The sequence below is a fragment of the Rhodococcus sp. 320_ES genome (genome assembly GCF_059691855.1).
The window spans coordinates 1089122-1104729 of record NZ_JCAWAG010000001.1; the positions used below are offsets into that span (position 1 = coordinate 1089122).

At 67.2% G+C, this 15608-nt stretch carries 13 protein-coding genes; 12 read left to right on the forward strand and 1 reads right to left on the reverse strand.

Features of this window, described 5'->3' with window-relative positions:
- Positions 1-3 precede the first annotated feature (3 nt).
- From AC59JP_RS05450 to AC59JP_RS05460, 3 genes are read left to right on the forward strand one after another with little or no spacing between them, the layout of a single operon-like run.
- Positions 4-1269, forward strand: a complete 1266-nt coding sequence (locus AC59JP_RS05450; RefSeq protein WP_497324591.1) for a bifunctional 3,4-dihydroxy-2-butanone-4-phosphate synthase/GTP cyclohydrolase II — start codon at positions 4-6, stop codon at positions 1267-1269.
- Complete coding sequence (ribH, locus tag AC59JP_RS05455) at positions 1266-1763, forward strand: 6,7-dimethyl-8-ribityllumazine synthase (protein ID WP_497324592.1); 498 nt, start codon at positions 1266-1268, stop codon at positions 1761-1763. Before AC59JP_RS05450 ends, ribH begins: the two co-directional genes overlap by 4 nt.
- Positions 1760-2230, forward strand: a complete 471-nt coding sequence (locus AC59JP_RS05460; RefSeq protein ID WP_497324593.1) for a PH domain-containing protein — start codon at positions 1760-1762, stop codon at positions 2228-2230. Before ribH ends, AC59JP_RS05460 begins: the two co-directional genes overlap by 4 nt.
- Before the next feature lie 15 nt (positions 2231-2245).
- Here AC59JP_RS05460 and AC59JP_RS05465 read toward each other — a convergent pair whose 3' ends face one another.
- Positions 2246-4171, reverse strand: coding sequence for a gamma-glutamyltransferase family protein (locus AC59JP_RS05465; RefSeq protein ID WP_497324594.1), 1926 nt, complete (start codon positions 4169-4171; stop codon positions 2246-2248).
- Between the two features lie 134 nt (positions 4172-4305).
- On the opposite strand from AC59JP_RS05465, the gene uvrC reads away from it, so the two are divergent.
- The 9 genes from uvrC to ppc all read left to right on the forward strand — a co-directional run bounded on the left by uvrC (position 4306) and on the right by ppc (position 15583).
- Entirely contained in the window at positions 4306-6417 is a 2112-nt protein-coding gene (gene uvrC, locus AC59JP_RS05470; protein ID WP_497324595.1) for an excinuclease ABC subunit UvrC, read from the forward strand.
- Positions 6414-7331 (forward strand): RNase adapter RapZ, encoded by a 918-nt coding sequence (gene rapZ / locus AC59JP_RS05475; protein ID WP_497324596.1) that lies wholly within the window; start codon positions 6414-6416, stop codon positions 7329-7331. The genes uvrC and rapZ overlap by 4 nt, the downstream gene beginning before the upstream one ends.
- The gene (locus AC59JP_RS05480) at positions 7328-8368 is read left to right on the forward strand and encodes a gluconeogenesis factor YvcK family protein (RefSeq protein WP_497324597.1); all 1041 of its coding nucleotides are present in this window, start codon (positions 7328-7330) and stop codon (positions 8366-8368) included. The genes rapZ and AC59JP_RS05480 overlap by 4 nt, the downstream gene beginning before the upstream one ends.
- Positions 8365-9342: a DNA-binding protein WhiA gene (gene whiA / locus AC59JP_RS05485; protein ID WP_497324598.1), complete on the forward strand. Its 978-nt coding sequence runs from the start codon at positions 8365-8367 to the stop codon at positions 9340-9342. The genes AC59JP_RS05480 and whiA overlap by 4 nt, the downstream gene beginning before the upstream one ends.
- 95 nt (positions 9343-9437) lie before the next feature.
- Positions 9438-10457, forward strand: coding sequence for a type I glyceraldehyde-3-phosphate dehydrogenase (gene gap / locus AC59JP_RS05490; protein ID WP_497324599.1), 1020 nt, complete (start codon positions 9438-9440; stop codon positions 10455-10457).
- Between the two features lie 9 nt (positions 10458-10466).
- A complete protein-coding gene (locus AC59JP_RS05495; RefSeq protein ID WP_497324600.1) occupies positions 10467-11672 on the forward strand; it encodes a phosphoglycerate kinase in 1206 nt (401 codons plus the stop codon).
- 3 nt (positions 11673-11675) lie between these two features.
- The gene (gene tpiA / locus AC59JP_RS05500) at positions 11676-12461 is read left to right on the forward strand and encodes a triose-phosphate isomerase (RefSeq protein WP_497324601.1); all 786 of its coding nucleotides are present in this window, start codon (positions 11676-11678) and stop codon (positions 12459-12461) included.
- Positions 12462-12533: 72 nt separating this feature from the next.
- On the forward strand, positions 12534-12767 hold the full coding sequence (gene secG / locus AC59JP_RS05505; protein WP_497324602.1) for a preprotein translocase subunit SecG: 234 nt from the start codon (positions 12534-12536) through the stop codon (positions 12765-12767).
- Between the two features lie 53 nt (positions 12768-12820).
- Positions 12821-15583 (forward strand): phosphoenolpyruvate carboxylase, encoded by a 2763-nt coding sequence (ppc, locus tag AC59JP_RS05510; protein WP_497324603.1) that lies wholly within the window; start codon positions 12821-12823, stop codon positions 15581-15583.
- The last annotated feature ends 25 nt before the right edge of the window (positions 15584-15608 follow it).

The window sequence follows — 15608 nt, forward strand, 5'->3', positions numbered from 1 at the left end:
CGCGTGACCAGATTGGACACGATCGAACGCGCCATCGCCGACATCGCCGCCGGTAAGGCGGTTGTCGTGGTGGACGACGAGGATCGCGAGAACGAGGGCGATCTGATCTTCGCCGCCGAGAAGGCCACACCGGAGCTGGTCGCCTTCATGGTGCGCTACACCTCGGGCTACCTTTGTGTCCCGTTGGCCGGCGAGGACTGCGATCGCCTCGGTCTGCCGCCGATGTACGCCACGAACCAGGACAAGCACGGCACCGCCTACACGGTCACCGTCGACGCTCGCGTCGGAATCGGCACCGGCATCTCGGCGTCGGATCGCGCTGCGACGATGCGTCTGCTCGCCGACCCGAACACCGGGGCCAACGACTTCACCCGGCCCGGCCATGTCGTCCCGCTCCGCGCCAAGGAAGGCGGCGTCCTGCGTCGGCCGGGTCACACCGAAGCGGCGGTGGACCTCGCGCGAATGGCGGACCTGCGCCCTGCCGGCGTGATCTGCGAGATCGTCAGCCAGAAGGACGAAGGCGAGATGGCGCACGCGGACGAGCTGCGCGTGTTCGCCGACGAGCACGATCTGGCGCTCGTCTCGATCGCCGACCTGATCGCGTGGCGCCGCAAGCACGAGAAGCACGTCGTCCGGATCGCGGAGGCGCGCATCCCCACCGCGCACGGCGTCTTCCGCGCGGTCGGCTACCAGAGCATTTACGACGAGGTCGAGCACGTGGCGCTGGTGCGCGGCGACATTCCCGGACCGGACGGCGACGGTAGCGACGTCCTCGTTCGCGTCCACTCGGAGTGCCTGACCGGTGACGTCTTCGGCTCCCTGCGGTGCGACTGCGGACCGCAGCTCGACGCGGCGCTGGACATGGTGGCCCGCGAAGACCGCGGCGTGGTGCTCTACATGCGCGGTCACGAAGGTCGCGGCATCGGCCTTCTGCACAAGCTGCAGGCGTACCAGCTGCAGGACGCCGGATCCGACACCGTGGACGCCAACCTGCAGCTCGGCCTCCCCGCCGACGCTCGCGACTACGGCATCGGTGCGCAGATTCTGGTGGACCTGGGTATCTCGTCGATGCGGCTGCTCACCAACAACCCGGCCAAGCGCGTCGGCCTCGACGGGTACGGCCTACACATCACCGACCGGGTACCGATGCCGCTGCGCGCCAACGCGGAAAACCTGACGTACCTGCGCACGAAGCGTGATCGCATGGGCCACGACCTGGTCGGTCTCGACGAGTTCGGGTCCACCCTCGACGCCGGTGGGCCGCGATGAGCGGCGCCGGAGAACCGCAGCTCCAACTCGCCGGAGCCACCGACCTCACGCTGGCCATCGTCGCGGGGCAATGGCACGAGAAGGTCAGCACCGCACTCCTCGAGGGCGCCAAGCGCAAGGCGGCCGAAGCCGGCATCACGGACCTCACCGTCGTGCGGGTGGCGGGAGCCATCGAATTGCCGGTCGTGGCACAGCAACTCGCGCGCACACACGACGCCGTCGTGGCGCTCGGAGTCGTGATCCGCGGCGGCACACCGCATTTCGAGTACGTGTGCGACGCGGTCACCGCAGGTCTGACGCGGGTGTCCCTCGACGAGTCCACGCCCGTCACCAACGGCGTGCTGACCGTGAACGACGAACAGCAGGCGCTCGACCGGTCCGGTCTGCCGGGGTCGACGGAGGACAAGGGCGCGCAGGCGTGCGCGGCCGCCATCGACACCGCACTCACACTCAAGCACCTGCGCGAGCCGTGGACGGAAGGGTCGTTCAGATGACCGAGAACGCCACCGACGTACCCGAGTGGGAGCTCGAAGCCCGTCCTCGTAAGTCGTCGAGATACGCGATAGCCGTTGCGGCGCTGCTGATCCTGGTCCACCTGTCGCTCGGCATCGCGTTGCGCACGGGCTCGACCGGCGTGTATTTCCAGCGTGTCGATCAGTTCGCCATCTTCCTCATCGGCTGCGGTCTGGGCGGCGGCGTGCTGCTGCTGACCCGGCCGAGAGTGCGCGTGGGCGCGAAGGGCGTCCTCGTTCGCAATCTGGTGAGCGAGAAGTTCGTGGAGTGGGATCTGGTCAACAGCCTGTCGTTCCCGCCCGGGGCCTCGTGGGCGCGTATCGAGATTCCCGACGACGAATACATTCCGGTGATGGCGATCCAGGCCAACGACCGCGAGTACGCGGTGGCAGCCGCCCGTAAGTTCCGGGCGCTGGAACGCAAATACGGATCCAGCGTCGCCGAGTAACGAGCCGGCGTCCGACTAGCGGGCGTCGCCCATCACCACACCCTCGCGGCGCGGATCGGCGCCGCCGATCCAGCCGGTGTCCGTGCGCAGCAGCATCGACGAACCGCTCGACTGATCGGCGACGGACACCTGGTGGCCCATCGCGCGCAGCGCGGTGACCAAGGGATCGGCCGCCCCGTCGTCGGCGGCGTCGATGTTCGGGTGCTCGCCGCCCACGTTGGTCGCGGGCGTGTTCGCGGCGCCGAAATCCACCATCGACACCGCCTGCTGCGGATCGAGGCCCCAGTCGAGCACGCCCACGAGGTTTTTCACCACGAACTGGATGATCACCGACCCGCCGGGCGAGCCGGTCGCCAGCCGCAGATCGCCGAGCGAGCCGTCGGCCTGTCGGTCGAAGACCAAGGTGGGGGCCATCGAACTGCGCGGCCGCTTGCCCGGCGCGACCCGGTTGGCGACGGGAATTCCGTCCTTGTCGGCCGGCTCGGTCGCGAAGTCGGTCAGCTGGTTGTTGAGGACGAACCCGTCGGTCATGTGGAACGACCCGAACGCCGACTCGACCGTCGTGGTCATCGAGGCGACGTTGCCGTAGCTGTCGGCCACCGTCATGTGCGACGTTCCGTGCTCGGGGCCGTCGTAACTGCCGAGCGGGACGGGGCCGAAGTCGCCGGGCTGCGCGGTTCCCATGGAGCGTCCGGGATCGATCAGCTTCGATCGCTCGGTCAGGTACTGCGGGTCCAGCAGCCGGTCGGGTGAGTCGCCGGGCAGCGGAACGAAATCGGGGTCGGCGACGTACTTGTCGCGGTCCGCGTAGGCGAGGCGTTCGGCCTCGGAGATCAGGTGCACACCCTCGGCGGTGGGGCGCCCGCCGTCCGCGTCGAGATCGGTGGGCGCGTATTGCCCGAGGTCGAAATTGGAGAGTATGCCCATCGTGGACGCGACGGCGATGCCGCCGGACGACGGACCGGGCATCCCGCAGATGTCGTGATCACGGTACGGAGTGCAGACGGCGGTGCGCGTCTTGGCTTGGTAGTTCGCCAAGTCGTCCATCGTGATCTGTCCGGGCGTGCGGCCACCGGTGGTGTCCGCGGTGGCGTCGACGATCGAGCGGGCGATGTCGCCGGTGTAGAAGGCGTCGGCGCCGTCGCTCGCGATCGTGCCGAGGGTCTTCGCCATCGCCGGATTGGTGAGCTGGGTGCCGGCGGTTCTGGGGGAGCCGTCGGGTTCGAGGAAGTAGGCGCTCGCCTCCGGATCCTTCGCCAGATCCGCCGCGGAGTCCGAAATGGACTGCGCCATCCGAGGACTGATCGCGAACCCGTTGTCGGCGAGTTCGACAGCGGGCGCGAAGAGGCTGTCCCACTTCTTGTTGCCGTGCTCGCCCTGGGCTGCTTCGAGCAGGCGCAGTACGCCGGGCACCCCGATCGATCGTCCGCTCGCGCGAGCAGCGGGCAGGGGAGCGGTGCGGTTCGCGTCGTCGATGTACCGGAGATAGTTCTCGGTGGCCGATGCGGGCGCCGTCTCGCGCCCGTCGTAGGCCTGGACATCGCGGCTCTTCGCGTCGTAGTAGAGCAGGAAGGCGCCGCCGCCGATGCCCGACGACTGTGGTTCGACGAGACCGAGCACCATCTGGGCCGCCACCAACGCGTCGGCCGCGGTTCCGCCGTCGCGCAACACCTCGCACGCCGCCTGCGTGGACACGGGGTTGGCGGTCGACACCGCATACGTCGAGGTGGACACCGCGGTCATGCCGGTGCGATAGCCGGTGGCGATCTCGGGGTTCGTGGAGATGTCGCCGCCGGCCGCGCCGGGTGCGCTCGACTGGGTCACCGGTGTCCCGCCGCCGCCGGGGACGCAAGTGTTCGAAGTGTCCACCTCGTTCGACGAGCAGGCCGCGGAGCCGGCGAGGAGAAGGACGACTCCGGCGTAGGTGAGGGTCCGTTTCACACTGCGAACGCTACCGAGCGCCCGCGGATCCGGGGCTCGAAACCGTTCATCTCGGGCAGAGCCGCGAGCTGCGGCGATACCGCACCGAACCGGCACCCGGCGTCGCTGTCACACCGGACGACTAGCCTGGGTGGGTGTCCGATCCTTCCTCGTATCGCCCCGCCACCGGAAGCATTCCGGTGGAGCCGGGGGTGTACAAATTTCGTGACCCGCACGGACGCGTGATCTACGTCGGCAAGGCCAAAAGCCTGCGCAGTCGGCTCAATTCGTACTTCGCGGACATCTCGTCTCTGCACCCACGTACCCGGCAGATGGTCACCACCGCGGCCTCGGTGGAGTGGACCGTCGTCACCACCGAAGTCGAGGCTCTTCAGCTCGAGTACAACTGGATCAAGGAGTTCGATCCGCGGTTCAACGTCCGGTATCGCGACGACAAGAGCTACCCCATGCTCGCGGTCACCATGAACGAGGAGTTCCCGCGGCTGTTCGTCTACCGCGGGCCGAGGCGCAAAGGTGTGCGCTACTTCGGTCCGTACGCGCACGCCTGGGCGATCCGCGAGACCCTCGATCTGTTGCTGCGCGTGTTCCCCGCTCGAACCTGCTCGGCCGGAGTGTTCAAGCGCCACAACCAGATCGGGCGTCCCTGCCTTCTGGGCTACATCGACAAATGCTCCGCACCGTGTGTGGGCCGGGTCACCGCGCAGGAACACCGGCAGACCGTCGAGGACTTCTGCGACTTCCTGTCCGGCAAGACGGACAAGCTGGTCCGTCAGCTCGAAAGCCGGATGCAGAAGGCGTCGGAGGACCTCGACTTCGAGATGGCCGCACGCATGCGCGACGACGTCGGCGCGCTCAAGCGGGCGCTGGAGAAGCAGGCCGTGGTTCTGGGCGACGGTACCGACGCCGATCTCGTGGCGTTCGCGACCGACGAGCTCGAAGCCGCTGTTCAGGTGTTCCACGTGCGAGGTGGCCGGGTGCGCGGGCAACGAGGATGGGTCATCGAGAAGGCCGGTGACGTGGTCGATGCACAGACAGTCGACGCCCAGACAGTCGACGCCCAGACAACCGACGACAAGTCGGACCTGCCTGCGCTGGTCGAACAGTTCCTGACTCAGTTCTACGGTGAGCAGGCGTCGCTGTCGGCGCAGACCGCCGAGGGTGCCACCAACGCAGTTCCGCGTGAGGTGCTGGTGCCGGTGCTGCCGCCCAACGCCGATCAGGTGCAGACGTGGCTCAGCACCCTGCGCGGATCGTCGGTTGCACTCCGCGTGCCGCAGCGAGGGGACAAGCGTGCCCTCGCGGAAACCGTGCAGCGCAACGCCATGGAATCGCTGCAGCAGCACAAGCTCAAGCGCGCCGGTGACTTCACGTCCAGATCGGCTGCGCTGCAAGGCATTCAGGAAGCGCTGGACCTGGATACCGCGCCCTTGCGTATCGAGTGCATCGATATCTCGCACGTCCAGGGCACCGATGTGGTGGCATCCCTCGTCGTGTTCGAGGACGGCTTGCCGCGCAAGAGCGATTACCGGCACTACGCCATCAAGGAGGCAGCGGGCGACGGTCACTCCGACGACGTCGCCAGCATCGCGGAGGTCACCCGGCGCCGCTTCCTGCGCCACGGCAAGGACTCCGGCGGCGATCTCTCGCCCGAGGCCTCTCTCGATCCGCAGACCGGGCGACCGCGGCGGTTCGCGTACCCGCCGAACCTGTTCGTGGTCGACGGCGGAGCGCCGCAGGTTGCCGCCGCCGCGGAGGTGCTCGACGAGCTCGGTGTCACGGACGTGGCCGTCGTCGGACTCGCCAAACGTCTCGAGGAGGTATGGGTTCCGGGGGAGTCCGACCCCGTGATCCTCCCGCGCACCAGCGAGTCGCTGTTTCTGCTGCAGAGGGTCCGCGACGAGGCGCACCGTTTCGCCATCACGTTCCACCGCAGCAAGCGCAGCAAGCGCATGACGGCGTCGGCGCTGGACTCCGTCAAGGGCCTCGGTGAGGCGCGTCGAGCCGCGCTGGTGGCTCACTTCGGGTCCGTGGCCAAACTGAAGCAGGCGACGGTCGGCGAGATCGTCGAAGTGCCCGGGATCGGCGAGACCACGGCGCGATCGGTGCTGAGCGCACTGGGGGTCGAGCAGCCCGATTCGCCCGAACCGGACGATGCCGACGCATCGACGGCGCGTGTGGGGGATGATGGGTCAGCACTTCCACCGACCGCGAGTACGTCTCCACGAACAGGACAACCGGCCGAGTGAACGACCAGCAGGAACGAGTCGGCGAGAACCCCGCCGAGAACACCGAGATCGAGGTTGCACTGGTCACCGGTCTGTCCGGTGCCGGGCTCGGGACCGCGGGCAAGGTCCTCGAGGATCTGGGGTGGTACGTCGCCGACAACATGCCGCCGGAACTGATCACCCGCATGATCGAGATCGGCCGCACCAGCACGCCCGGCATCGATCGGCTCGCGCTGGTCGTCGACGTCCGCAGTCGGCTCTTCAACGGCGACGTCGCGACCCTGCTGAAGGACCTGGCCGGGGCGGGGGTCCGCCCACGCGTGTTGTTCCTCGACGCCTCCGACGACGTGTTGGTTCGGCGCTTCGAATCGGTTCGGCGCAGTCACCCGCTCCAGAACTACGGAGTGGACGGCACCCTCACCGAAGGCATCGCCGACGAAAGGTCGCAGCTGTCGTCGGTCAAGGCGGCAGCAGATCTGGTCATCGACACGAGCACCCTGTCGGTGCACGGTTTGCGCGACAAGATCGAGAGCGCCTTCGCGAACGAGCGGTCCGAGACCATCGCCATCACCGTCGAATCGTTCGGGTTCAAGTACGGACTTCCGCTCGACGCGGATGCGGTGTGCGACATGCGCTTTCTGCCCAACCCGCATTGGATACCGGAACTGCGCGCGTCGACGGGACAGGATGCTCCGGTGCGTGACTACGTGCTCTCCCAGCCCGGCGCGCAGGAGTATCTCGATCTGTACTACCAGCTCGTCCAGCTGACGCTGTCCGGCTATCGGCGGGAGGGCAAGCGCTACATGACCATTGCCGTCGGATGCACCGGCGGCAAGCATCGCAGTGTCGCGACCACCGAGGAGCTGGCCGCACGCCTCGGGGCGGACAGCGGGGTGTCGGTACGCGTCGTGCACCGAGATCTGGGTCGGGAATGACCCCTGCAGATGTCGTGGCGGCCCCGAACGTAGTAGCCCCGGATGTCGTAGCGCTGGGTGGTGGTCATGGGCTCTACGCCACATTGAGTGCGCTCCGGACGTTCACCTCCTCGGTCACCGCGGTGGTCACGGTCGCCGACGACGGTGGTTCCTCCGGCCGCCTGCGCACCGAACTCGGCATGATCCCTCCCGGTGACCTGAGGATGGCCCTCGCCGCGTTGGCCGGACCGGACGAGCGCAGCCAGATGTGGGCCGAGGTGCTCCAACACCGTTTCGGTGGCAACGGAGCACTGGCGGGACATTCGGTGGGGAATCTGCTCCTCGCCGGTGTCACCGAGGTACTGGGCGACACCGTGTCCGCGCTCGACGAGGTGGCGCATCTGCTGCGGCTCGAGGGCCGCGTGCTCCCGATGTCGCCCATCGCTCTGGACATCGAAGCCGACGTTGTGGGGCTCGAGTCCGACCCGCGCGTGAGCCGGGTCATTCGTGGGCAGGTCGCGGTCGCCACCACCCCCGGCAAGGTGCGCCGGGTGCGCCTGCTGCCCGCCGATCCGCCGGCCCGGCCCGAGGCCATCGCCGCGATCGAGCGAGCCGACATGGTGGTCCTGGGACCGGGGTCGTGGTTTTCCAGCGTGCTGCCACACGTCCTGGTTCCGGAGTTGCTCCATGCGTTGCGGACCACCGCGGCGCGGAAGGTGCTGGTGCTCAACCTGGCGCCGGAGGTGGGGGAGACCACCGGATTCTCCGCGGAACGACATCTGCACGTACTGTCCCAACACGCACCTGCTTTCGAGGTCGACGACGTTCTCGTGGACTCGGCGTCGGTGCCGGAGGGGAGCGAGCGCGAGCACGTCGCACGTGCGGCCGCCCTGTTCGGCGGGGCCGTGGTGTACGACGACGTCGCGAGCGCGCGAGCCAACGTTCACGACGTGGACAAGCTGGGCCGCGTCCTGAGCCGCTTGTGCGGCGAGGGTCGACCCAGCCGAGACGACCACTTGATGGACATCAGTAGGAAGGAACGCTCTTCGTGGCCATGACAGCCGATGTCAAGGACGAATTGAGCCGGTTGACGATCACTCAGGTCAGCTGTCGCAAGGCCGAGGTGTCGGCGCTTCTGCGCTTCGCCGGAGGTCTGCACATCGTCGCCGGCCGCGTGGTCGTCGAGGCCGAGGTGGATCAGGGGTCCATCGCCCGTCGACTGCGACGGGAGATCTTCGAGTTGTTCGGTTACAACGCCGAGGTGCACGTGCTCAGTGCCGGCGGACTGCGCAAGACGTCGAGGTACCTGGTGCGGGTGGCCAAGGACGGTGAAGCCCTGGCACGCCAGACCGGTCTGCTCGACGTGCGTGGTCGACCGGTACGCGGATTACCGGCCCAGGTCGTCGGCGGCACCGTCGCCGACGCCGAAGCCGCGTGGCGCGGTGCGTTCCTCGCGCACGGATCGTTGACCGAACCGGGCCGGTCGTCGGCACTCGAGATCAGCTGCCCCGGTCCGGAAGCCGCGCTCGCCCTCGTCGGCGCAGCGCGTCGGCTGGGAGTCACCGCCAAGGCCCGCGAGGTCCGCGGGGCGGACCGGGTCGTCGTCCGCGACGGTGAGGCCATCGGCGCTCTGCTGACGAAGATGGGCGCCCAGGACACCCGGCTCACCTGGGAAGAGCGTCGCATGCGCCGCGAAGTGCGCGCGACGGCCAACCGCCTCGCCAACTTCGACGACGCAAATCTCCGACGCTCCGCGCGTGCCGCCGTCGCGGCTGCTGCGCGGGTGGAACGCGCGTTGCAGATTCTGGGGGAGGACGTGCCCGACCATCTCGCGGCCGCAGGTCATCTTCGCGTCGAGCATCGGCAGGCCTCGCTCGAGGAGCTCGGTCAGCTGGCCGACCCGCCGATGACCAAAGATGCAGTGGCAGGCCGTATCCGGCGGTTGCTGTCGATGGCCGACCGCAAGGCGAAGGACACCGGAATCCCCGACACAGAGTCCGCCGTGACCGCCGAGTTGTTGGACGAGGCGTGACGCCCACGGTCTGCAACTGCACGACGGAACGCGCGGAGCACTAGGGTGAGTCACGCAAAAGCAAGAAGATCAGCCACATACATAGGGAGCGAACAGTGACGGTTCGGGTAGGCGTGAACGGCTTCGGTCGTATCGGGCGCAATTTCTTCAGAGCAGTCGATGCGCAGAAGGCGCTCGGAACCACCGACATCGAGATCGTCGCGGTCAACGACCTGACGGACAACGCGACGCTCGCGCATCTCCTCAAGTACGACTCCATCCTCGGCAGGCTCCCGTACGACGTCAGCCTCGAGGGTGACGACACCATCGTCGTCGGTGACTCCAAGATCAAGGCACTCTCGCTCCGTGAGGGACCGTCGGCGCTTCCCTGGGGCGACCTGGGTGTCGACGTCGTTGTCGAGTCCACCGGCATCTTCACCGACGCGGCAAAGGCGCAGGGGCACATCGATGCCGGCGCCAAGAAGGTCATCATCTCCGCCCCGGCCAAGGGCGAGGACATCACGATCGTGATGGGCGTCAACGACGACAAGTACGACGGCAGCCAGAACATCATCTCCAACGCCTCGTGCACCACCAACTGCCTCGGCCCCATCGCCAAGGTGCTCGACGACGAGTTCGGCATCGTCAAGGGCCTCATGACGACCGTCCACGCCTACACCCAGGACCAGAACCTGCAGGATGGCCCGCACTCGGATCTGCGTCGCGCCCGCGCCGCCGCTCTGAACGTGGTGCCCACCGGCACGGGCGCCGCCAAGGCCATCGGCCTGGTGCTCCCGCAGCTGCTCGGGAAGCTCGACGGATACGCACTGCGCGTGCCGATCCCCACCGGCTCGGTCACCGACCTCACGGTCAACGTTCGCAAGTCCGGCTCCGTGGACGAGATCAACGCCGCGATGAAGGCCGCTGCGGAAGGACCCCTGAAGGGCATCCTGAAGTACAGCACCGACCCCATCGTGTCCTCGGACATCGTCACCGACCCGCACTCGTCCATCTTCGACGCGCCGCTCACCAAGGTCATCGAGGATCAGGTCAAGGTCGTCTCCTGGTACGACAACGAGTGGGGCTACTCCAACCGCCTCGCCGACCTCATCGATCTCGTCGGCAAGTCGCTCTAGGGCGCTGGCGTGAAGAACCTTCAAGAGCTTCTCGACGCAGGAGTCTCCGGCCGAGGTGTCCTCGTTCGGTCCGACTTCAACGTTCCGCTCGAAGACGGCAAGATCACCGACCCCGGCCGTATCGAGGCGTCCTTGCCCACCCTGAGTGCGCTGGTGGGCGCCGGTGCCAAGGTCATCATCACCGCGCACCTCGGTCGCCCGAAGGGCGCACCGGATCCGCAGTACTCGCTGGCGCCGGTCGCGGCGAAGCTCGGTGAGTTGCTCGGTCGTCACGTGCAGTTGGCGGGCGATGTGGTCGGTCAGGACGCCGAGGCGCGAGCCGAAGGCCTGACCGACGGCGACGTGCTCCTTCTGGAGAACATTCGGTTCGATCCGCGAGAGACGAGCAAGGACGACGCCGAGCGCGCCGCCCTCGCCCGTGAACTCGTCGCCCTCGCGGGCGAGGACGCGGCCTTCGTCTCCGACGGTTTCGGTGTGGTCCATCGCAAGCAGGCGTCGGTCTACGACGTCGCCGCGCTGCTCCCGCACTACGCGGGCACGCTGGTCGCCACCGAGGTCGACGTGCTGGCCACGCTGACCGAGGATCCGAAGCGTCCGTATGCCGTGGTGCTGGGCGGCTCGAAGGTCTCCGACAAGATCGGCGTCATCGAGGCGCTCGCACCGAAGGTCGACACCCTGGTGATCGGCGGCGGCATGGCGTACACGTTCCTTGCCGCACAAGGCTATTCGGTCGGCACGTCCTTGCTGCAGGAAGACCAGATCGAGGTCACCAAGGGACTGCTGGACAAGTACGCCGACGTCATCCATCTCCCGGTGGACGTCGTCATCGCGGACAAGTTCGCCCCCGATGCCGAGTCCAAGGTCGTTCCGGCGTCCGAGATCCCGGACGACTGGATGGGGTTGGACATCGGCCCGAAGTCGGTGGAGCGTTTCGCCGCCGTCCTGGGCAACGCCAAGACCGTGTTCTGGAACGGCCCGGCGGGCGTGTTCGAGTTCGAGAAGTTCGCGGCGGGCACGAAGGGCCTCGCCGAGGCCATCGTGGGCGCCACGGCCAAAGGCGCGTTCAGCGTCGTCGGTGGCGGTGACTCCGCGGCGGCGGTGCGTGCTCTCGGGTTGCCGGACGACGGCTTCTCGCACATCTCGACCGGCGGCGGTGCCTCACTCGAATACCTCGAAGGCAAAGAGCTCCCCGGACTTTCGGTATTGGAGGACTGACGCGTGGCACGCAAACCGCTCATCGCGGGCAACTGGAAGATGAACCTCACGCACCTCGAGGCCATCGCTCTGGTGCAGAAGATCGCATTCTCGTTGCCGGCGAAGTACTTCGAGAAGGTCGACGTCGCCGTCATCCCACCGTTCACCGACATTCGTAGCGTCCAGACTCTGATCGAGGGCGACAAGCTGCTGCTCACCTACGGTGGCCAGGATCTGTCGGTCCATGATTCGGGTGCCTACACCGGTGAGATCAGCGGTGCGTTTCTCGCCAAGCTGGGGTGCACCTACGTGATCGTCGGCCACTCGGAGCGGCGCACGAATCACGGCGAGGACAACGAGACCGTCTTGGCGAAGACGAAGGCTGCGCTGAAACACGGGCTGACTCCGATCGTCTGCATCGGTGAGGGCCTCGACATCCGCGAGGCCGGAACGCACGTCGACTACAACGTCGAGCAGCTGCGCGGTTCCCTGGCCGGGCTGTCGGCGGAGGACATCGGCAAGGTCGTCGTCGCCTACGAACCGGTGTGGGCCATCGGAACGGGCCGCGTGGCCAGTGCATCGGACGCGCAGGAGGTCTGTGGCGCCATCCGCCAGGAGCTTGTGTCGCTGTCCAACGTGGACGTGGCCGCCGCGGTGCGCGTTCTCTACGGCGGATCGGTCAGTGCCAAGAACGTCGGCGAGATCGTAGGTCAGACCGACGTGGACGGCGCCCTCGTGGGCGGCGCGTCGCTGAAGGCGGACGAGTTCGCCACGCTGTCGGCCATCGCCGCCGGTGGGCCTCTTCCCTGACCCGTCTGTTCCACAGGACGCCCCGTGTGCAGAGTGATCTGCGCGCGGGGCGTACCTGTAGGATTTACGCTCGTGGATACATTTCTGGACATCCTGCTGATCGTCACCAGCGTCGCGCTGCTCGTCTTCGTGCTGCTGCACCGCGGTAAGGGCGGCGGCCTGTCCAGCCTCTTCGGCGGTGGCGTCCAGTCCAGCCTCTCCGGATCGAGTGTCGTCGAGAAGAACCTCGATCGTGTCACCGTCTTCACGGCCATCGTCTGGCTCATCGCCATCCTCGGAATCGGCCTCGAGATCAAGTTCGCTTGACCCCGTAGATTACTCGGGCTGCGCTGCCCGCCCGGGGCGGCGATACTGAGCGCATGACAGCAGTTGATCCCGGCTTGCCGGCAACCGAGCCATTGCGTGAAGACATTCGACTGCTGGGGGGCATCCTCGGCGAAATCGTCCGCGATCACGAGGGCGAGGACGTCTTCGCTCTGGTGGAGAAGGCTCGCGTCGAATCCTTCCGCGTACGCCGCAGCGAAATCGACCGCGCCGAGCTGTCCAAGATGTTCGACGGCATCGACATCGCCACCGCGATTCCCGTCATCAGAGCCTTCAGTCACTTCTCCTTGCTCGCCAACCTCGCCGAAGACATTCACCGCGAGCGTCGCCGCGCCGTGCACGTCAAGGCGGGCGAGCCGCCGCAGGACAGCTCGCTGGCGTCCACCTACGCCAAACTCGATGCGGCGCAACTCGATCCAGCCGTCGTCGAAGACCTTCTTCGTGACGCCCTCGTCTCACCCGTCATCACGGCCCACCCCACCGAGACCCGTCGGCGCACCATCTTCGAAACACAGACTCGCATCACCGATCTGATGCGTTTCCGCGAGCGGACCGAACTCGATCCGGACGAGCTCGCCGAGACGGACAAGAAGATCCACCGCCAGATCCTGACGCTCTGGCAGACCGCCCTGATTCGCCTGTCGCGCCTGCGCATTCAGGACGAGATCGAAGTGGGCCTGCGGTACTACCAGATGTCGCTCTTCGACGTCATTCCCAAGGTCAACACCGAGCTGCGGGACGCTCTGCGCAGCCGCTGGCCCGGTGCGAACCTGCTGCCGAAGCCGATGCTGCGGCCCGGATCCTGGATCGGCGGCGACCGCGACGGCAACCCGTTCGTCACCGGCGAAGTGGTGCATCAGGCCAGCAACCGCGCCGCACAGGTCGCGTTCGCGCACTACCTCGAGCAGCTGGTGCACCTCGAGAACGAGCTCTCGATGTCCGCACGACTGGTGACGGTGAGCCCCGAGCTCGCCGACCTTGCGGCCGCCGCCGGCGACGACTCCGTCTTCCGTGCGGACGAGCCCTATCGGCAGGCGCTGCGCGGCATTCGCGGCCGGTTGACCGCCACGGCGCAGAAGGTGCTCGACGTCGTGCCCGACCACGGGCTCGACTCGACACTCGAGCCGTACTCCTCGCCCCAGGAAGTCCTCAGCGATCTCGATCTGATCGACGCCTCACTGCGGGCGATCACCGACGACGTGTTGGCGGACGACCGGTTGGCGACACTGCGGTACTCCATCGAGACGTTCGGGTTCCACCTGTCCGGGCTGGATCTGCGTCAGAACTCCGAGGTGCACGAGCAGGTCGTCGCCGAGCTTCTGGCGTGGGCCGGGGTGCATCCGGACTACGCGTCCCTGCCCGAGGACGAGCGGGTTGCCATTCTGGCCGCCGAGCTGGAGACGCGCCGACCGCTGATCAGCGCCCGCGCCGAGTTCAGCGAACTCACCACCAAGGAGCTGGCGATCGTCACGTCGGCCGCGGACGTGGTGCGCACCTTCGGCGGCGGCGCGATTCCGAACTACATCATCAGCATGTGCACCTCGGTCAGCGACATGCTCGAAGCCGCGGTGCTGCTCAAGGAAGCAGGCATCCTCGATCCCGGGTCCGGCGACGGACCCACGTCCGAGGTCGGCGTGGTGCCGCTGTTCGAGACGATCGACGACCTGAAGAACGGCGCGTCCACTCTGCTCGCGACCATGAAGGTGCCCGTCTACCGCGCGCTGGTGAGCTCACGCGGCATGAACCAGGAGGTCATGCTCGGGTACTCCGACTCCAACAAGGACGGCGGTTACCTCGCGGCCAACTGGGCGCTCTACCGGGCCGAGCTGGACCTGATCGACGCTGCCCGCGAAGCCGGAATTCGCTTGCGGCTCTTCCACGGTCGCGGCGGCACCGTCGGTCGCGGCGGCGGCCCGAGCTACGACGCCATCCTGGCGCAACCGACCGGTGCTGTCACCGGATCACTCCGCATCACCGAGCAGGGCGAGGTCATCGCGGCCAAATATGCGGAACCGCGCCTGGCTCGACGCAACCTCGAAACCCTGTTGGCCGCGACCATCGAGAGCACCCTGCTCGACGTCGAGGGCCTCGGAGACGACGCCGAGCCCGCATACGAGATTCTCGACGATCTCGCCGCTCGCGCCCGCGACGCCTACAGTGCACTGGTTCACGAGACCCCGGGCTTCGTCGACTACTTCCGCATGTCCACCCCGGTGGCGGAAATCGGTGAGCTGAACATCGGTAGCCGACCGGCGTCGCGCAAGCCGACAAATTCGGTGTACGACCTGCGCGCCATCCCGTGGGTGATGTCGTGGAGTCAGTCGCGGGTCATGCTGCCGGGGTGGTACGGCGTCGGAACCGCATTCGAGGAGTGGGTCGGCGGCGACGCGGACAAGTTGGCCAAGCTGTCCGAACTGAACGAGAAGTGGCCGTTCTTCCGCACCGTGCTGTCCAACATGGCTCAGGTCATGGCGAAGTCCGATCTGGGGCTCGCGGCCCGGTACGCCGAACTCGTCCCGGATCAGACGCTGCGCGAGCACGTGTTCGGGATGATCAGCACCGAGCACGCGAAGACGGTCAAGATGTACCTCGCGATCACCGGGTACGACGGTCTGCTCGACGACAACCCGGCTCTGGCGCGGTCGGTGTTCAACCGCTTCCCGTACCTCGAGCCGCTCAATCACCTTCAGGTGGAACTACTTCGGCAGTTGCGTGCCGGTGACGATCGCGAACAGGTCAAGCGGGGAATTCTGCTGACAATGAACGGCCTGGCGACAGCGCTGAGGAACAGCGGGTAGTGGGCCGCCGGCTGTTCGCGACCGC